General features: G+C 69.0%; 18 protein-coding genes and 1 pseudogene. 9 read left to right on the top strand and 10 right to left on the bottom strand.

Annotated features, from left to right (window positions below):
• Nucleotides 1–100: pseudogene (locus BM362_RS46555) on the top strand (IS481 family transposase); the annotation flags it as partial.
• Here the strand turns inward: BM362_RS46555 and BM362_RS32635 are convergent.
• Together BM362_RS32635 and BM362_RS32640 are read right to left on the bottom strand one after the other, a co-directional pair.
• Nucleotides 97–1,536, bottom strand: coding sequence for a leucyl aminopeptidase family protein (locus BM362_RS32635; RefSeq protein ID WP_093575817.1), 1,440 nt, complete (start codon nt 1,534–1,536; stop codon nt 97–99). The pseudogene BM362_RS46555 and the gene BM362_RS32635 overlap by 4 nt on opposite strands.
• An 88-nt stretch (nt 1,537–1,624) precedes the next feature.
• Nucleotides 1,625–1,792: a DUF3117 domain-containing protein gene (locus BM362_RS32640; protein ID WP_005155393.1), complete on the bottom strand. Its 168-nt coding sequence runs from the start codon at nt 1,790–1,792 to the stop codon at nt 1,625–1,627.
• Between the two features lie 202 nt (nt 1,793–1,994).
• On the opposite strand from BM362_RS32640, the gene BM362_RS32645 reads away from it, so the two are divergent.
• Nucleotides 1,995–2,789, top strand: a complete 795-nt coding sequence (locus BM362_RS32645) for an enoyl-CoA hydratase-related protein (protein WP_093575818.1) — start codon at nt 1,995–1,997, stop codon at nt 2,787–2,789.
• 275 nt (nt 2,790–3,064) lie between these two features.
• Here BM362_RS32645 and BM362_RS32650 read toward each other — a convergent pair whose 3' ends face one another.
• From BM362_RS32650 to BM362_RS32670, 5 genes are read right to left on the bottom strand one after another with little or no spacing between them, the layout of a single operon-like run.
• Nucleotides 3,065–3,628: a DNA-3-methyladenine glycosylase I gene (locus tag BM362_RS32650; protein ID WP_067585755.1), complete on the bottom strand. Its 564-nt coding sequence runs from the start codon at nt 3,626–3,628 to the stop codon at nt 3,065–3,067.
• Nucleotides 3,625–4,080: an SRPBCC family protein gene (locus BM362_RS32655; RefSeq protein WP_043831994.1), complete on the bottom strand. Its 456-nt coding sequence runs from the start codon at nt 4,078–4,080 to the stop codon at nt 3,625–3,627. Before BM362_RS32655 ends, BM362_RS32650 begins: the two co-directional genes overlap by 4 nt.
• Nucleotides 4,073–4,402 (bottom strand): DivIVA domain-containing protein, encoded by a 330-nt coding sequence (locus tag BM362_RS32660; RefSeq protein WP_067585752.1) that lies wholly within the window; start codon nt 4,400–4,402, stop codon nt 4,073–4,075. The genes BM362_RS32655 and BM362_RS32660 overlap by 8 nt, the downstream gene beginning before the upstream one ends.
• Nucleotides 4,399–5,097: a permease prefix domain 1-containing protein gene (locus BM362_RS32665; RefSeq protein ID WP_093575819.1), complete on the bottom strand. Its 699-nt coding sequence runs from the start codon at nt 5,095–5,097 to the stop codon at nt 4,399–4,401. Before BM362_RS32665 ends, BM362_RS32660 begins: the two co-directional genes overlap by 4 nt.
• Nucleotides 5,094–5,411 carry a helix-turn-helix transcriptional regulator gene (locus BM362_RS32670; protein WP_037815937.1) on the bottom strand — a complete coding sequence of 106 codons (318 nt, stop codon included), beginning with the start codon at nt 5,409–5,411 and terminating at the stop codon, nt 5,094–5,096. The genes BM362_RS32665 and BM362_RS32670 overlap by 4 nt, the downstream gene beginning before the upstream one ends.
• A gap of 140 nt (nt 5,412–5,551) precedes the next feature.
• Between BM362_RS32670 and BM362_RS32675 the strand changes: the two genes are divergently transcribed.
• The 4 genes from BM362_RS32675 to cydC are packed head-to-tail and all read left to right on the top strand — an operon-like array spanning nt 5,552 to nt 10,704.
• Nucleotides 5,552–6,715 carry a cytochrome ubiquinol oxidase subunit I gene (locus tag BM362_RS32675; protein WP_093575820.1) on the top strand — a complete coding sequence of 388 codons (1,164 nt, stop codon included), beginning with the start codon at nt 5,552–5,554 and terminating at the stop codon, nt 6,713–6,715.
• Between the two features lie 3 nt (nt 6,716–6,718).
• Nucleotides 6,719–7,696, top strand: a complete 978-nt coding sequence (gene cydB / locus BM362_RS32680; RefSeq protein ID WP_093575821.1) for a cytochrome d ubiquinol oxidase subunit II — start codon at nt 6,719–6,721, stop codon at nt 7,694–7,696.
• Between the two features lie 12 nt (nt 7,697–7,708).
• Entirely contained in the window at nt 7,709–9,199 is a 1,491-nt protein-coding gene (cydD, locus tag BM362_RS32685; protein ID WP_093575822.1) for a thiol reductant ABC exporter subunit CydD, read from the top strand.
• Nucleotides 9,196–10,704, top strand: a complete 1,509-nt coding sequence (gene cydC, locus BM362_RS32690) for a thiol reductant ABC exporter subunit CydC (protein ID WP_093575823.1) — start codon at nt 9,196–9,198, stop codon at nt 10,702–10,704. The genes cydD and cydC overlap by 4 nt, the downstream gene beginning before the upstream one ends.
• A 621-nt stretch (nt 10,705–11,325) precedes the next feature.
• Here cydC and BM362_RS32695 read toward each other — a convergent pair.
• Nucleotides 11,326–12,231: a glucosyl-3-phosphoglycerate synthase gene (locus BM362_RS32695; RefSeq protein ID WP_093575824.1), complete on the bottom strand. Its 906-nt coding sequence runs from the start codon at nt 12,229–12,231 to the stop codon at nt 11,326–11,328.
• Between the two features lie 54 nt (nt 12,232–12,285).
• Here BM362_RS32695 and BM362_RS32700 point away from each other — a divergent pair, with 54 nt between their 5' ends.
• Nucleotides 12,286–12,960 carry a lysophospholipid acyltransferase family protein gene (locus BM362_RS32700; RefSeq protein WP_067586101.1) on the top strand — a complete coding sequence of 225 codons (675 nt, stop codon included), beginning with the start codon at nt 12,286–12,288 and terminating at the stop codon, nt 12,958–12,960.
• Between the two features lie 3 nt (nt 12,961–12,963).
• Here the strand turns inward: BM362_RS32700 and BM362_RS32705 are convergent, their stop codons facing one another.
• Nucleotides 12,964–13,506 carry an LOG family protein gene (locus tag BM362_RS32705; protein ID WP_198545440.1) on the bottom strand — a complete coding sequence of 181 codons (543 nt, stop codon included), beginning with the start codon at nt 13,504–13,506 and terminating at the stop codon, nt 12,964–12,966.
• The gene (locus BM362_RS32710) at nt 13,506–14,291 is read right to left on the bottom strand and encodes an LOG family protein (protein WP_067585723.1); all 786 of its coding nucleotides are present in this window, start codon (nt 14,289–14,291) and stop codon (nt 13,506–13,508) included. Before BM362_RS32710 ends, BM362_RS32705 begins: the two co-directional genes overlap by 1 nt.
• Nucleotides 14,292–14,649: 358 nt before the next feature.
• On the opposite strand from BM362_RS32710, the gene BM362_RS32715 reads away from it, so the two are divergent.
• A complete protein-coding gene (locus tag BM362_RS32715; protein ID WP_093575825.1) occupies nt 14,650–16,740 on the top strand; it encodes a M4 family metallopeptidase in 2,091 nt (696 codons plus the stop codon).
• A gap of 189 nt (nt 16,741–16,929) precedes the next feature.
• Entirely contained in the window at nt 16,930–17,988 is a 1,059-nt protein-coding gene (locus BM362_RS32720) for a chitinase (RefSeq protein ID WP_067585716.1), read from the top strand.
• Nucleotides 17,989–18,265 lie beyond the last annotated feature (277 nt).

The raw sequence follows: 18,265 nt of genomic DNA on the forward strand, positions 1-18,265 counted from the left end.
CCACTACAACTACCATCGACCACACACTGCCGCCGGAAACCAACCACCAGTCACCCGGCTCCATGCCGGCGTCACCAACGTCATGGCCTCATACAACTAGCCCTCGCAGGAAGCCGCGAACTCCACCAGCGTCCGAGCCGCGAACCCGGACGCGCCGGGCACCACGTCCTCGTACGTCTTGTCCGCGCGCGCCGGGCCCGCGATGTCCAGGTGCGCCCACGGCAGCCCCGCGGTGAACTCGCGCAGGAACAGCGCCGCCATGATCCCGCCCGGCCCGCCGGGGGCCTGCCGGACGTCGCCGAGTTCGCCCTCGATGCCGGTCGCGTAGTCCTCGACCAGCGGCATCCGCCACCACGCCTCCCCGGCGCGGGCACCCGCCTCGATCACCCGGGCGGCGAGGTCGTCGTCAGTCGCGAAGACGCCGCCGGTGCGCAGGCCGAGCGACACCTTCATCGCGCCGGTCAGCGTGGCCGCGTCGACGATCAGGTCCGGCTTGAACTGGGCGATTCCGTAGGCGAGCGCGTCGGCCAGCACCATCCGGCCCTCGGCGTCGGTGTTGCCGATCTCGGTGGTCCGGCCGCCGTAGTGGCGCACGATGTCGCCCGGCCGGTAGGAGCCGCCGGAGACGTGGTTTTCCGCCGCGGGCACCAGCGCGGTGACCCGCACCGGCAGCTTCAGCTCCCCGATCGCGCGCATCGCGGCGATCACGGCCGCGCCGCCCGCCATGTCGGTGCGCATCAGGTGCATCCCGTCGGCAGGCTTCAGCGAAATGCCGCCGGTGTCGAAGGTGATCCCCTTGCCCACGAACAGCAGGTGCTTCGTCGCGCCGCGCGGGCGGTGCGTCATTTCGATCAAGCGCGGCGGCGAAGCCGAACCGCCGCCGACCGCCAGAACCCCGCCGAAACCCTTGTCGGCGAGCCACTTCTCGTCCCGCACGGTCACGTCGACCGTGCCGCCCAGCACCTTCGCCGCGGTGTTCGCCAGCCATGCCGGGTTCTTGATGTTCGACGGCGTGTTCGCGAGGTCGCGCGTAAAGGCAGCAGCCGCCGCGAGAACGCGTACACGGGCGACAGCGTCTGCGTACGCGGACACAGCGCGCTCATGCGCGACGACGAGGCGTACGGCGGGCACAGGCGGCTTCGGCTCTGTCGTGGTGACCACGAAGCGATATCCGCCCAGCGACAGTCCAATCGCTAACTCCGCCGCGTGCTCCGCTGTCGCGTCTTCAGGCAGCACGACCTGGACTGTCCGGATCGGACGGTCCCCGGCCGCTTCGCGGAACGCGCGCGCCAACGCGGCACCGGTCTGTCGAAAGTCCTTCGGCGCGCTTTCGCCGATACCGGCGACCCAGCGCGGAGCATCGCCGTCTTCGGGCACTTCGCGCACTTCGGCGGTGTGTCCGCTCGTCCCGTACGCCGCGCCTTCCTCCGCCTCGGCCAGCGCGATCAGCACTGCTCGCGGGACTCCGCGGCGCGTCGTGGCGACGACCTCGATTTCGGGCAGCTTCGTGGGAACAGGTGGTAGCGAATTACGCACAGCGAGCAACCTTAGGGCGCAGACGAACCGACCCCGGCCTCCAGAAGGAGACCGGGGTGCACAGTGGACAGAGCGGGGAGAGCGCAGGTCAGCCAGTGACCTCCTGCAATGCGGCGCCGAGGTCCTTCGCTTCCTCCGCGGAGAGCTCGACGACCAGCCGGCCGCCACCCTCCAGTGGCACCCGCATGACGAGGCCCCGCCCCTCCTTGGTCACTTCGAGGGGACCATCTCCGGTCCGGGGCTTCATGGCCGCCATAGCGTGCTCCCTCCGTCTCAACCGGCGCGCCCGGGTCGCGCACTCCCATGCCAGCCGGGTCTCGTCCCCCATTGTCCCTCATCAGCGCCCGGGCGCGAACGCGGACCGATCATTTGCCGCCGCATCGGTGCTGGTATGCCGCCCGCCGAGGGTGCGAGACTCAGTCCCGAGAACCCGAGCCGCCGCTTCAGAGGAGCATTTCGTGACCACATCCGACGTCCTGTTGACCGCCGACGCCGACGGCGTGCGCACCCTGCGGCTGAACCGGCCGGAGGCGTACAACTCGCTGACCGTCGAGCTCAAGGAGCGCCTGATCGCCGAACTGCGCGCGGCCGCCGAGGACCCGGACGTCCGCGCGGTGGTGCTCACCGGCACCGGCAAGGCGTTCTGCGCCGGGCAGGACCTCAAGGAGCACGTCGGCCTGCTGCAGGCGAACGACCCGGCCCCGCTGCACACGGTGAGCGACCACTACAACCCGATCGTCCAGGCGATCACCGGGATGCCGAAGCCGGTCATCGCGGCGGTGAACGGCACCGCGGCGGGCGCCGGCGCGGCCTTCGCGTACGCGAGCGACCTGCGGATCGCGGCGGAGTCGTCGTCGTTCCTGATGGCGTTCGCGAACGTCGGTCTCGGGCCGGACTCCGGCGCGTCGTGGACGTTGCAGCGGCTGATCGGATACGGCCGGGCTGCCGAGCTGATGCTGATGGCGCGGACGGTGGACTCGGCGGAGGCGTTGCGGATCGGGCTCGTCGGGGAGGTCGTGCCGGACGAGGAGCTTGCCGCTCGGGCGCAGAAGGTGGCGGCGAAGCTGGCGGCTGGGCCGACGGTGGCTTACGCGAAGATCAAGAGTGTGCTGGGGGTGGCGGCGGAGTCTTCGCTGGAGGAGGCGCTGGCTGCCGAGGACGCGGCGCAGACTGCGTTGGGGGCGACTGCGGATCACAGTGAGGCGGTGGAGGCGTTTGTGGGGAAGCGTCGGCCGGATTTTCAGGGGAAGTGAGCGGCTGCGCCGCTGAAAGAGAGAGTTGCGTGGGACACCCCGAAGCTTGATTGTGCTGACGGCCCGGGGTGGCTTGTCCAGGCGGGAAAGATGCCTCGACAAGCCACCCCAGACCGCAGTGAGGCTTCGTATCGGGGTGCGCGGGAGGGGCTTGGGTGCCTCGATAGTTGAGTGCGTCGGTGGCGGTCTCGTAAGCGGTGGGCGAGCGGCGGAGCGGGCCGGTCGTGAGGGGAACTCTGGGGAATCAGAGTCCGTGAGGGTGGCCCTCACGGACTTCACGCGGCGCGGAAGCAGCCTTTGACGTGGTCGTCGACCATGCCGGTGGCTTGCATCAGGGCGTAGCACGTGGTGGGGCCGAGGAAGGCGAAGCCGCGTTTCTTCAGGTCTTTCGCCATTGCCTTCGATTCGTCGGTGATCGCTGGGACGTCGGCCATGGTGCGGGGGCGGCGGTGCTTGGCGGGGGCGAAGGACCACAGCAGTTTGTCCAGCGGGATGTCCAGGTCTGCCACGGCGCGCGCGTTCTTCACCGCCGCCTCGATCTTCGCGCGGTTGCGGACGATACCGGCGTCTTGCATCAGGCGTTCGACGTCCTTCTCGCCGAAGCGGGCGACCTTCTCCGGCGCGAAGCCTCGGAACGCTTTTCGGAAGTTCTCGCGTTTGCGCAGGATGGTGATCCAGGACAGTCCCGACTGGAACGATTCGAGGCACAGGCGTTCGTACAACTCAGCCTCGCCGTGGAGCGGGACGCCCCACTCCTCGTCGTGGTACGTCGCGTAGTCCGGAGCTGAGTTGCCCCAGCTGCAGCGGGCGATTCCGTCTTCGCCCAGCAGTTCGGTCATTGTTCCCCCATTGAATAGTTCTCCGCGAACCTCGCGAACTGCCGCAGCGAATGCCGTACACCCAGGGCGAACGCGGGGCGCGCTAAGGGCCAGCCTGCGCGGCCGAGCAGGCCGAAGGGCAGTTTGAGGTGTTCGGCCCACACGAAGGTGCAGTGTCCGGCACCCTTCGACAGCACCTGGAACACCCCGGTTCCCTGCACGAGGCTGCCCAGGTGGCGCACCGTGCAGCGCAGCGGCGGTTCCCAGGTCGTGATCTCCATGGTGTCGGTGAAGCCGATGCCGCCGAAGCCGGTGAAGGCCGCGAGTTTCGAGCCGACGCTGCGGCCGTTGCCCTCGATCACCCGCACCTGCGTGCCGAGCATCCACTCGCCTTGGCGGGCCCAGTCGGTGAGCGCGAGCCAGGTCGTGCCAGCCGGTGCCGCGACGTCGACCGACAGCACCAGGTCACTCACCCGTCGGCCTCCGGTGCGCTGGTTCGCGCGGCTGGTGCGCCGCCTCAAGCCGGGCGACCCGTTCGCGCAGTTCGTCCAGTTCCACGCCGGTCCTGCGCAGCACCCAGTCCACTTCGGACATCTTGTAGCCGCGGAACACGAGCTGGAAGCGCACCTGGCGGACGTCCTCGCCGGTGATGTCCTCGGCGGGCAGACGGGTCGGCGAGCTGCCCGGCGGCAGCGGCGCCAGTTCCTCGCCCCGGCCGAACACCACAGCGGCCAGGAGGAACACCACGGCGGCCACCAGCAGCATGACTACGAGGTAGATCAGCGCGGTCGTCACGCGACGATCGTGGCACACCGCCGCCAGGAACGTCGCGCTAGCACGGCAAGTCGGAACGACAGGACTACCCACGCGACCATCAGCAGCCCGCACGGGCCGCTCAGGAACAGCCGCGCCGCGTCGACCGCTCCGGTCGCTCCGATCAGCAGCAGCACGGAGAACAGGTTGAGGCCCACCGCGACCGCACCGAGCGTCCGGCAGACCCGGGCCGTGCGGACTCCGTCGAACCGGCGGCTGACGAACCGGGTGCCCAGCAGCGAGAGAAGGCCGAGCATGGGCACGGCGTAGATCGCGGCGTGGGTGAACTGCGTGACGTAGGAATACCAACCGGGGCTCGGCGTGGTCAGCCGCGACCAGGGGCCGTAGGTGAAGATGCGCGCCACCTCCCACGACGTCTGCATCGCGGGCACACCGAGCACGAGCAGCCACAGCGTCCGTACGCCGTTGTGCATGCTCAGTTCCGCCTGGTAGTCACCGGCGATCTCCCGGACATGACCGAAATCCGCTACCGCGCGGCGTTGTGCTTCGCTCTCGCTCCAGCCGCCTTCGCGGTACGCCTCGGCCGCGTCGTGCAGGCCGTCGCGTGCTTCGGCGAGCAGATCCGCCTTCGTGCCGCGGCGGCCGATCAGCGCGCGGTCCAGTTCGGCGAGGTAGGCCTCGACGGGGCTCAACGCGGTCTGACTTGTCGTGGTCATGGTTCCAGCACTCCACCGATCACCGTGGTGAACTCCCGCCACTGCACCCGCTCCGCGGCCAGCGCCTGCTGCCCGGCGCGAGTGAGCCGGTAGGTGCGCCGTTTGCGGCCGGACACCACGTCCCACTCACTGGCAAGCCAGCCGGCGCGCTCAAGCCGGCGCAACGCCGGGTACACCGTGCCGGTGGGCAGGTCGAGCGCGCCGTCGCTGCGCAGCGCCAATGCCTCGATGATCGCGTATCCGTGCAGCTTACGGCCGTCGAGGACGGCGAGCAGCAACGCGTCGAGGTGTCCGCGCAACGTGTCCGCTTTCATAGGTCGGCAGTCTACTCATCTTGACCTTGGCAGGTTAATCTCCGTGCCCGCCGGAACCGTCCGGGAAAAACCCTGAGATCACCCCGATCTCTTGGGTTCCCTCGCTACATGTAGCCGCACTACCTATAGGCTCCGTCGGCATGGACCCACTGCCGATAGCGCGACTCCAGTTCGCGACCACGACCTCGCTCCACTTCCTGTTTGTGCTGCTCACCCTGGGCTTGGTGACCATGGTGGCGATCATGCAGACCCGCGCGACACTCCGCGGCGGAGAACAGCCGCACCGGATGACCACGTTCTGGGGCCGCCTGTACGTGGTCAACTACGCGCTCGGAATCGTCACCGGAATCGTGCTGGAATTCCAGTTCGGGATGACCTGGACCGGGCTGTCCGCGTTCGCCGGGGACGTTTTCGGCGCGCCGCTCGCGATCGAGACGCTGGTGGCGTTCTTCCTGGAATCGACGTTCCTCGGCGTGTGGATCTTCGGCCGCGGCCGGATGAACAAGTGGCTGCACCTGACGGTGCTGTGGCTGGTCACGCTGACCGCGTACGCCTCCGCGCTGTTCATCATGGTCGCCAACTCGTTCCTGCAGAACCCGGTCGGTTCGCGGATGGAGAACGGCGTGCTGCGACTGGACGACTTCGGCACGTTGTTCGCCAACCCCGCGCTCACCGCGTCGTTGCCGCACGTCATCGGGGCCGCGCTGCTGACCGGCGGCTTCTTCGTGACCGGCGTCAGTGCGTACCACTTTCTCAAGGGCACCAGCGAGATCGACTTCTTCCGCCAGTCGCTGCGGATCGGTGTCGTGACGTCGCTGATCGGCAGTGTGCTGGTAGTCCAGGCCGGGTTCGCGCAGTTCGCCGAGGTCGCCGGGTACCAGCCGGACAAGTTCACGGATTCGGTCGCTGTCGGGCTGCCGCTCGGGATGATGATCAACGTCGGCTTCTTCGCGTTCTTCGCCGCGCTGATCGGCACGCTGCTGTTGTTCCGCGACCTGCTGCTGCGAGCGCGGCCGCTGCTCGTCCTGATGGTGCCGGGGATCGCCGTGCCGTTCATCGCGGCGATCCTGGGCTGGCTGGTCCGCGAGATCGGCCGTCAGCCGTGGCTGGTGTGGGGCAAGCTGCGCACCGCCGACGCCGTCGCCGACGTCAGCGGCGGGCAGATCCTGTTCTCCTTCATCGCTTTCACGCTGTTGTTCGTCGTGCTGGCCATCGCCGACGGGGTGCTGCTCGCCCGGATCGCCAAACGCGGTCCGGCCGTCGCCGCGGCGGAAACCGAACTTCCTGTCCTGAGTGGAGTGTGACCCGTGGTGACGATCTGGTGGGGTGTGCTCGGTTTGCTGCTGGGCGGGTACTTCGCGCTGGCAGGCTATGACTACGGCGTCGGAATGCTGCTGCCCGTGCTCTCGCGCGACGAGGCTGGGCAACGGCGGGTGCTGGGCGCGGCCGGCCCGTTTTTCCTGGCCAACGAGGTGTGGCTGGTCGCCGCGGTCGGCGTGCTGTTCGGCGCGTTCCCGCAGCTGGAAGGACGGGTGTTCGCCGGGGCTTACGTGCTGGTCGTGCTGTTGCTGCTGGGCTTGGTCACGTTCACCGCGGCGGTGCAGCTGCGGAGCCGGAATCCGGAGGGAAACCGGCGCGGGTGGACGTTCGCCATTACCGCGGGTGCGCTGGTCACGGCGGTTTCGTGGGGATTGTTCCTCGGCAACCTCGTGCGCGGGCTTCCGCTCGACGCGCAGGGACGTCCGGTCGACGATGTTCTGGCGTTGTTCTCTCCGTACGCGGTGTTGTGGGGACTCGGGTTTGTCGCCCTGTTCTGCTTGCAGGGACTGGTCTTCCTCGCGGTGCGCGGCCCAGCGGACCTTGCCGGACGGGTTCGGCGGCTGACTCGGTCGTTCCTGCTTCCGGTGGGCGTTTTCCTGGTGGCAGCGACGACTTGGGGAGCCTTCTCCGGTGGTTCCTGGGCCGCGCTGGCGGTGGCAGCTGTCGCCTTCGCGGCTTACCTGACCGTCCTTTTCGGACTCCAGCGGCCACGATGGGCTCTCCCCGCCGCCATGCTTTTGAGTGCCTGCCCCGCGCTGCTGGCCGGCGTGCTGCGGTTCCCGGTCGTCCTGTCCTCCGGCGCGGGCTACCAGCTGACCGTCGACCAGGCCGCCACCACGCCGGAGATGGCCGCAGTGCTCGGCTGGTTCGCCGCGCCCGCACTCCTCGTGCTGGTCGTCGTGCAGTGGCTGACCTGGCGGGCACATCGGCGTCCGGTCGACGAGAAGTCGTTGCTGCACTTCTAAGGGAGTCTCGCCATGCCTGGTCTTCGCGGTTACCTGACAGCGCTCGCCGTGCTGGGTGTCATCGCCGCTGGTGCCGTGCTCGTCCAGGCGGACGGGCTCGCGACACTGCTCACCGGCGGCGGCGTCTCGGTCGCCCTGTTCGTCGCCGTCGGGACGCGGCTTCTGCTCGTCGTCGCGCACGGCCTGCTCACCAATCACTTCGCGGCATCGGCACAAGCCGCACTCCGTCGCCGGTTGCTCGACGCGACCGGCGACCCTGGCGTAACCGCCGCTCGAATCACCCAAGGCGTCGACACCACCTCCACCTACCTGACGGGCTACTTGCCCGCGATGGTGCTGTCGGTCGTGGTACCGATCGCAGCACTGGCAAGACTTTTTACTGCCGACTTGGCCTCCGCCCTGATCGTCACCGCGACCGTCCCGTTGATCCCGCTCTTCGGCGCGCTGATTGGCGCACACACGAAAGCGCGTACACAGTGGACGCTTCTAACGCGACTGGGTGGACACTTCCTCGACGTCGTCCGAGGTTTGCCGACGCTCAAGCTGTTCGGCCGCGCGCAAGCCCAGACCCGGATCGTGCGCGAGATGGCCGATGTGCACGCCGACGCCACCATCCGGACGCTGAAGGTCGCCTTTCTCTCCGCACTGGTGCTGGAACTCGTCGCCACGCTGTCGATCGCGCTCGTCGCAGTACCCATCGGGTTCCGCCTGTTGTCCGGCTCGATGACCGCGCACACCGCGATGCTGGTCCTGGTCCTCGCCCCCGAGGCATACCTGCCGCTGCGCGCCGCCGGAGCGAAGTTCCACGCCGCTGCCGAAGGACTCGCCGCGTTGAAAGAGATCCTGAGCGCGCCTACGGTAATCCGCCGATCCGGAACGCAGACACGTCGCCTTGGCCCGCCGGAAGTAGTGTTCGACCGCGTTTCCGTGCATTACGGCGAAACCTGCGCACTGTCCGAAGTAGACCTGACGATGCACCCTGGCGAACACCTTGCGTTGGCCGGGCCGAGCGGTTCCGGCAAATCCACCCTGCTCGCCGTGCTGCTGGGATTCGTCGAGCCGACCTCCGGGCGAGTGCTCGTGGACGGCGTCGACCTGCGCGCCCTCGACCACTCGTCCTGGCTGCACGACATTGCGTGGCTATCGCAACGTCCGACCCTGTTTCGCGGCACTCTCCTGGAAAACACCGGCGGACGCCGCGTCGACGACATCGTCACCGACCTCCCCGACGGCTACGCGACGCAGATCGGCGAACTGGGCGCTGGACTGTCCGCCGGGCAACGCCAACGCGTCGGCCTGGCCCGTGCCTTGTCCCGCACCGAAGCCGGACTCGTCCTGCTGGACGAGCCCACCGCCCGTCTCGACGCCGGTACGGAAGCGACCGTGCTGGCCGGTGCCAAGGAACTGCTGCCCGGCCGCACCGCGGTCCTGGTCGCGCACCGACCGGCGCTGGCGGCGCTCGCTTCGCGGACGGTCGCACTCAACCACGGGGTGACAGTATGAAACTCGTCCGTGCAGCCCTGCTCTCCGTCGGTGCCGAACTCGCCGGACTCGGCCTGACCGGCACCGCGGCCTGGCTGCTCATGCGTGCCGCCGAGCAGCCCCCGCTCGCCGCGCTCACCCTCGCGATCGTCGCCGTGCGCGTCTTCGCCTTGGCGCGCGGCGGACTCCGGTACGCCGAACGCCTTGCCGGACACGACGTTGTCCTCCGCTACCTCGGCTCCCTCCGGACCCGGGTGTACCAGGCCCTGCTCCCCCGACGCGTCGCCGAACACTCCGGCGCGGATCTGGTCACCCGCCTGGTGTCCGATGTGGACGCCGTACAGGACGCCATCCTCCGGCTCGCGCTACCAGCCGTGGTCGCGGGCACCGTCGGTATCGCCGTGATGATCTTCGCCTGCCTGGTAAACCTTCCGCTCGCCGGGATCATCCTCATTGGACTGATCACCGCAGGACTTCTGCTGATCCCGAGAGGCACAGCACCCGAGTCACGGGCGGAACTCGCGGAACGCACCGTAGAACTCGTCCTCGGCCGCGACGAACTCATCGCCTACGGCTGGGAACAACGAGAAAAAGCCCGCGCCGCCACGATTATCCGAAAGCTAGCCGCAGACTCCCGTCGCACCGGCCGCCGTCTCGCCCTGACCACTGCCGCCGGAGTGGCCGTGCAATTCGCGACCACCACCGCAGTCGCGCTGCTCAGCCCGGCGAACATCCCGGTCACCGCCGCCCTCGCCCTGACCACGATGGCACTGTTCGAGCTGGTCCTTCCGCTGATCCCCGCCGCCGAGCGAATCCCCGAAATCCGCACCTCGCTGAGCCGGGTGCGCGCCGTCCTCTCCGCGCCGGAACCAGCCCCCGAACCCGTCCCCGGACCAGGGCACTTCCGGCTGACCAATGTCGGCGTCCAGCATCCCGGCCGCCGCGCCGCACTCGAAGGCATCGACCTCGACCTGCCGCCCGGCACCCGGTTAGGCGTCCTCGGCCCGTCGGGTGCCGGAAAGACGACCCTGCTGCACGTCCTTCTCGGCTTCGTCTCCCCCACGTCCGGTTCGATCACCGTCGACGGCCGTCCCGTGGCCGGACCGCACCCCGCCGTCATTTCCGGAGCCCTCGCCGACGCGCACGTCTTCGCCACGACCGTCCGCGAAAACCTGCTCCTCGCCAGCCCGGAAGCCACCGACGACGACCTGCGCGCCGCCTGCGAAACCGCCGGCTTCGACCTCCCGCTCGACCGGGACACCGGCCAAGACGGCGACGCCCTCTCCGGCGGTCAACGGCAACGGCTGCTCCTCGCCCGCGCGGTGCTCGCCGCACCGCCGGTCCTGGTCCTCGACGAGCCGGTGGAAGGCCTCGACCCCGCACACGGCGACGAGGTCTTGGCGCGGGTTCTCGCCCAGGCGAAGGGAACCGTGGTGCTGGTGACGCACCGGCCGGAGCACGTCGCCGGGTTCGACCAGATCCGCACGCTGGAAGACGGGCGGCTAGCACTCAGCGTTCACCGATGAGCTGGATCGGCGAGTCCATCGGATCGAGGTGGACCATGTCGTTGGCGTCGACGTACGGCTGCGATTCCGGCGACCCCCGGAAAAGCGCGACGACGACGGCGGTGAGCCGGACTCGTCCGCCGCCGAGGTGAGTGCCCCCCAGTCGGCTCGGCGAGCCCGGCCAGCCACTCGGCCCGCACCGGGTCCATCGTGGCGGTGTAGGCCCCGGTCCGGCCGGAACGGACCTCGCGGGCGGCCAGGACGTCGCCCCACCGGGCGAGCGCGAGGATCTCGTCGATCGACAAGCGGATCGACTCGTTCCCGCAGTGTTCCAACGGCCGGTAACCGGCTCTGCTCGCCAGTAGCTGTTGTCGTCGCCGGGAACGCTTCGGTAGACCGTCTGCCACGCGGTGCGGGCGCCCGTGAAAAGGATGCGGAGCCAGCCCGGCCCAGCCGACCGGGAAGCCGTCCCGGCTGCCGGACGAGCAGACCGCGCGGTTTCACCCGGTTCGCGCTCGTGGGATCCAGCTGGTCTTCGGCCACGTCCATCGCCCCCGCGAGTCGCGGCGGATCAGACCCGGAACGCAGCGCGCGGCGATGACATCTCGATGAAACCGCGTTCTGTCCGATGTAGACAGACTGTCACCCCTGCCGGGCGGCCAGCACGTCCCGCATCGGCGGCCGGTCCGTCACCGGCACCTCCGTCACGTCCGGCACCCATTCCCCGGACACCTGCACGAACTGCGTGAACCGCGCCGCCTCCGCACTCGGCATCCCGCAACGGGCGAGTGCGGTGCCGAGGATCTGCCGGGCCATCACGCCGAGTTGCAGCAGCGACCGGTTGCGATGTTTGCGCACGCCGAGGTTGACCTGCGCCAACCCGTCGAGCCCGTAGCGCTCCTCGGCGTCCAGCAGCAGGCCGATCTCCACGCCGTACCCCCCGGCGAACGGCACCGACTCCAGGAACTCGCGCGTGCCCGCGTACTCGCCGCCCAGCGGCTGCACCAGCTCGCCGAGGGCCGGGCGCAACGCGGACAGCACCGGCCGCGCCAGCAGTTCGGTGACCCGGCCGCCGCCAGTGCTCTCCAGCCGCAGCGGGCGACGGTAGAAGCCCTTGACCAGGTGCACGCCTTCCTCGGTGAGCAGCGGGCCGAGCAGCGACGGCACGAACGCCGGGTCCGGATCGACCAGGTCGGAGTCGAGGAAGACCACGACGTCGCCGGTCGTCGCGGCGAGCGAGCGCCACAGCACCTCGCCCTTGCCGGGACGCGGCGTCAGCTCCGGCACGACATCCTCGCGGCGCACCACCCGGGCCCCGGCGGCCGCGGCGGCCTCGGCCGTCGCGTCGGTGGAGCCGGAGTCGACGACCACCAGCTCGTCGACCACCCCGCCGAGCAGCGGGCGCACCGACGCGACCACCGCGGCGACCGTTTCCTCCTCGTCCAGCGCCGGCAGCACGACCGACACGGTCCGGCCGCGTTTGGCGGCGAGGATGTCCGCGCCGCTCCACCCCGGCTCCTGCCAGGTGCGACGGTGAAACCAGCTCATGGAGACGATCGTGCCATGCTGGAGCCGGTGCCCGATCCTCCGGAGGGAGAACCTTTGCTGCCGCTGCTCGTCCGTTTCGTGCTCGGACCGCTGGTCCGCGCGCTTTACCGGCCTCAGGTCGAGGGCGTCGAGAACATCCCCGAGGACGGCCCGGTGCTGCTCGCCGCCAACCACCGGGCGGCGCTCGACACCGGTGTGATCACGTTCACCACGCCGCGGCAGGTCCGGTTCCTCGGCAAGGCCGAGTACTTCACCGGCAAGGGCATCAAGGGCCGGTTCACCGCGAAATCGCTCGACGCGCTCGGGTACATCCCGGTCGAACGCGGCAACGCACAGGCCGGGCTCGCCGCGCTGGAAGCGGGCCGGAAGGTGCTCACCGACGGCGGCGTCTTCGCGATCTACCCCGAAGGCACCCGCTCGCTCGACGGGCGGCTGCACCGCGGGCACACCGGCGTCGCCGCGCTCGCGCTCTCCACCGGGGCGAAGGTGGTTCCGGTCGCGTTGTTCGGCACCGAGGGCATCCAGCCCAACGGCGCGAGAATCCCTCGGCTCGCCAAAATCAAGGTCCGATTCGGCGAACCGCTGGACTTCGCGCGCTACGAAGGCCAGGACTCGTCCTCGGCGATCCGCCGGTCGGTGACCGACGAGATCATGTACGCGATCCTGGAACTGTCCGGGCAGGAATACGTCGACACCTACCACAAACGACCGGACGAAAAAGCGTCGTGACGCTTAACCGGTCGAGCGGCTCAGGATGTCGACCAGTTTGTCCGCGTCGGCGGCGACGCTGATCAGCTGCCGGGTCTCCGGCCGCAGGAACCCCTTCTCCAGCATTTGATCGGCGAAGGCGACCAGCGGCGAGTAATACCCGGCCACGTCGAGCAGCCCGATCGGCTTGCGGTGAATGCCGAGCTGCGCCCAGGTCCACACCTCGAACAATTCTTCAAGGGTGCCGACGCCGCCGGGCAACGCGACGAACGCGTCCGACAAAGCGGCCATTTTCGCTTTGCGCTGGTGCATGTCGGCGACCACGTGCAATTCGGTAAGGCCGCCGTGCGCGATTTCCACGCTCGCCAGCACTTCCGGGATCACGCCGATCACTTCACCGCCCGCGGCGAGCGCGGCGTTGGCCACCACGCCCATGGTGCCGACGCTCGCGCCGCCGTAGACAAGACCGATTCCCCGCTGCGCCAACAGCTTCCCGACGCCGGCCGCCGCTTCGGCGTACTCCGGCGAAAAGCCCTGCGCCGAACCGCAGAACACACAGATCCGCATCAGTGCGTGTCCTCCCAAGCCTGATAAGAATCCTGCACGACGCGCACCGCGTCGTCGATGTCGTCGGTCAAGTGCAGCAGGTTGAGGTCCTTTTCGCCGATCTTCCCGCCGCCGAGCACCGATTTCGCGATCCAGTCGTACAGCCCGCCCCAGTATTCGGTGCCGAACAGCACCACCGGGAACTTGGTGACCTTCTTGGTCTGGACCAGCGTGAGCGCCTCGAACAGTTCGTCGAGCGTCCCGAATCCGCCGGGAAGGCAGATGAACGCCTGCGAGTACTTGACGAACATGGTCTTGCGGGCGAAGAAGTAGCGGAAGTTCACGCCGAGGTCGACCCACGGGTTCAGGCCCTGCTCGAACGGCAGCTCGATGCCGAGCCCGACGGAGAACCCGCCCGCTTCGTTCGCGCCGCGGTTCACCGCTTCCATCGCGCCCGGACCGCCGCCGGTCATCACCGCGAACCCGGCGTCGGCGAGCGCGGCCCCGATCTTGCGGCCCAGTTCGTACTCCGGGTTGTCGCGTTTGGTGCGCGCGGAACCGAACACGGTCACCGCGCGCGGAACCTCGGCCAGCGCGCCGAATCCCTCGACGAACTCGGCCTGGATCCGCAGCACGCGCCACGGGTCGGTGTGCACCCAGTCGCTCGGCCCCCGCGAGTCGAGCAGGCGCTGATCGGTGGTGCTGCCCTGGTCGCGCCGATCGCGCCGGAGCACCACCGGGCCCTTGTGCCGCTCCACCGGACGTTCGGGGTACTGGCCGTCGGGAAATTCAGACTGTTCGGTCACCGGCCAAGCCTACGGGCCGATCGGCCGCGGCGGGCGCCCGCGTGGGCACCAGAGCGTGCCGGATCGGTTGCCCGTGCTTGAACGCGGGAAAGCGGACCACAGCGGGTTCCGGTCCTGCTACCAATGGCCGGTTGTCGGCAACTACCGACGAAAGTCGCCCGGCCCCGCCCCGAAACGGCGTTTTCCCTGCTACGGAGCCGCTTGCGGGGAATAGTCCTGATCGCCCCCAGGGTCCTGCTGGTCCGTTCAGCGCATTGACCGCCCTCGTGAGCGCTTTTTTACTCACGGTGTCCGCGGCCTGATCAGCCCAGCTCAACGCGTTGCGCTTTCCCCATCGTGTACCCCGAAAGGACTGTCGATGACGTCCAGAAGAGGGCTCGCCACCGGTATCGCAAGTGTCGCCGGTCTCGCCCTTTCCCTGCTCGCGCTGCCGGTGACCCCGGCATCCGCGGCCCCCGCCCAACCTTCCGCAGACCCGCAGGCCACCGCGATCGCGGCCGCCGACCGGGTCGCCGCCGCAGGCGCGGTCGGGCTTCGCAAGAGCTCGGCCGAGAGCCTGCACCGCGTCAGCACCACCCTGGGCGACGCCGGGCTGTACTACAACTCCTACGAGCGCACCTACGACGGCCTCCGGGTCGTCGGCGGGGATGCGGTGATCGTCGCCGACGGAACGGGCCGCGTGCGCGGCACCGACTCCGCCGAGGGCGCGGCCATCACCGTGGGCACCAAGCCCACTGTCGACGCGGCGCGCGCGGCCTCGGTCGCCCGCGGCCAGTTGCCGGCCGTGAGCACGGTGAGCAAGCCTGATCTGGTCGTTCTCGGCGGCGCACAGCCGAAACTGGCCTACGAGGTCGTCGTCAAGGGCCGTACCGCGAAGGCGCCGAGCAACCTGCACGTCTTCGTCGACGCCGCCACCGGCAAGGTCCTCGACCAGCGCGACGACGTGAAGGCCGAAAGCCCGGCGAAGACCGGTTCGACCGCCGCGGCCCCGCGCGCGGCGGCCAACGGCAACAGCTACTACGCCGGCCAGGTCAGCATCGACACCACCGGTTCCGGCAGCTCGTACTCGATGCGCGACCCGAACCGGCCCGGCATCAGCTGCGGGCGCGAGGGCGGCTCGGTGTACACGAAGTCCAGCAACTCGTGGGGCAACGGACGGGGCACCGACCTCGAAACCGGTTGCGTCGACGTGCTCTACACGGTGCAGACCGAGTGGAACATGCTCAAGGACTGGCTGGGCCGCAACGGAATCGACGGCAACGGCCGCGGGTTCCCGGCGTCGGTCGGCCTGAACGACGTCAACGCCTACTGGGACGGCTCGTCCACCCACTTCGGGCACTCGCAGGACAACCAGCGCCAGGCGACGTCGATGGACGTGGCGGGCCACGAGTTCGGCCACGGCATCTTCCAGAACACGCCGGGCGGCGCGGGATCGGGCAACGAGAACGGCGGTCTCAACGAGTCCACCGGCGACGTGTTCGGCGCGCTGACCGAGTTCTACGCGAACAACCCGGTCGACACCCCGGACTTCACCGTCGGCGAGGGCGTGAACCTGGTCGGCAACGGCCCGATCCGCTACATGTACGACCCGAGCCGCGAGGGCGACCCGAACTGCTACTCGTCGTCGATCCCGAACACCGAGGTGCACGCGGCGGCAGGCCCGCAGAACCACTGGTTCTACCTGCTGTCCGAGGGCAGCTCGCCGACCGACGGCCAGCCGGCCAGCCCGACCTGCAACGGCAGCAGCGTCACCGGCATCGGCATCCAGAAGGCGGGCAAGATCTTCTACAACGGCCTGCTGCACAAGACCTCGTCCTGGAACCACAAGGCGGCCCGCAAGGCGACCCTTCAGGCCGCGGTCGACCTGTTCCCGGGCAGCTGCACCGAGTTCAACGCCACCAAGGCGGCGTGGGACGCGATTTCGGTCGGCGCGGTCTCCGGTGAGGCCACCTGCACCGGCGAACCGCCGAAGGACAACGACTTCTCGGTCAGCCTTTCGCCCTCGACCGCGACTGTCCAGCCTGGACAGTCGGCCACGTCGACGGTGACCACCAAGATCACCAACGGCAACGCGCAGTCGGTGAAGCTGACCGCGAGCGGCCTGCCCTCGGGCGCCACCGCGACGTTCACCCCGGCGACCGTGCAGTCCGGCGCCACCGCGTCCGTCACGATCGCCACGACGGCCAGCACGCCGAACGGCACCAGCAAGGTCACGATCACCGCGACCGGCGCGAACGCCACCCACACCGCGGACTTCACGCTCACCGTGGGCAGCGGCAACCCAGGCGGCTGCGGCGGCGTGACCGCGTGGGACTCGAACACGTTCTACGGTCCAGGCGACGTGGTCTCGTACGGCAACCACAAGTGGACCTCGACGTGGTACTCCGTCGGCGCTGAGCCGGGTGCGCCCGGTTCCTGGGCCGTCTGGACCGACAGCGGGGCCTGCTGACGCAGTAGTCGCACCCTAGTTCGCCCCTTGGGACCAGCCGGGCACGGCGCCTCGTGCCCGGCTGGTTCGCGTCCGCGCTTGTCCAGACCACCTGTCGTGAATTTGTCTAGACCATACGATCGGGGGTAGGCATCCCCCGGCCCGCCGCTTACCGTTGCGGCACCACCGTTACCGGGGACGGGAGCCGTGATGAACGGACGGAAATCGCGCTGGTTCGGGACCGCCGTGGCGGCCCTGCTCGCACTGCCGCTCGCGGGAATCGCCCCCGCCTCCGCGGCCGCCGCGCCACAGTCGGACACCTGCGCGGTGAAGCCGAGACCCGCCGGCCCGGTGCTGCAGGGGTACTGGGAAAACTGGGACGGAGCCTCGAACGGCGTCCACCCCGGCATGGGCTGGGTACCGATCAACGACCCCAGCATGGCCGCACACGGGTACAACGTCATCAACGCCGCCTTCCCGGTGATCCTCTCCGACGGCACGGTGCAGTGGGAAGACGGCATGGACTCTACGGTGAAGGTCTCCACGCCCGCCGAGATGTGCGCGGCCAAAGACGCCGGAGCCACTATTCTGATGTCCATCGGCGGCGCGGCGGCGGGCATTGACTTGTCGTCCAGCTCGGTCGCCGACAAGTTCGTCAGCACCATCGTGCCGATCCTGAAAAAGTACAATTTCGACGGAATCGACATCGACATCGAAACCGGCTTGTCGAGCAGCGGCGACATCAATTCGCTGTCCGCCTCGCAAGCAAACCTGGAACGCATCATCGACGGCGTGCTGTCCCAAATGCCCTCCGGCTTCGGCCTGACCATGGCCCCGGAAACGGCCTACGTCACCGGCGGCTCGGTCACCTACGGCTCGATCTGGGGCGCATACCTGCCGATCATCAAGAAGTACGTCGACAACGGCCAGCTGTGGTGGCTGAACATGCAGTACTACAACGGTTCCATGTACGGCTGCTCCGGCGACAGCTACGAAGCCGGGACCGTGCAGGGCTTCACCGTGCAGACCCAGTGCCTGGACAAGGGCCTCACCGTACAAGGCACAACCATCCGGGTCCCAGCGGACAAGCAGGTCCCCGGCCTCCCCGCACAACCAGGCGCAGGCGGCGGCTACCTCGACCCGGGCTCGGTTTCGCAGGCCTACCAAAGCGTCCCCGGGCTCAAGGGCCTGATGGACTGGTCGATCAACTGGGACGGCTCAAGAGGCTGGACCTTCGGCGACAACGTGAAGTCGCTGCAAGGCCGGTAAAAGACCGCTGCGGGCCGGGGTGCTGCGCGAGGCGCCGCCCCGGCCCGCAGCTCAACTCGCCGAACTCTCCCTCCCCCGCCCCTCTGTCCGCGAGGGAACCCTGAGGGAATCAGAGTCTGTGAGGCTTCCCCTCACGACCCACCCACCAAACCGCAGCAGACGCACCCAACCATCGAGGCACCCAGCCCCTCCCACCGCAGCCAATGCACCCACCATCGAGGCACCCAGCCCTCCCCCACACCCCGATACGAAGCTTCCCTGCACACTCAAGCTTCGG

Source organism: Amycolatopsis rubida (assembly GCF_900115345.1).
GTDB classification, from domain to species: Bacteria; Actinomycetota; Actinomycetes; order Mycobacteriales; family Pseudonocardiaceae; genus Amycolatopsis; species Amycolatopsis rubida.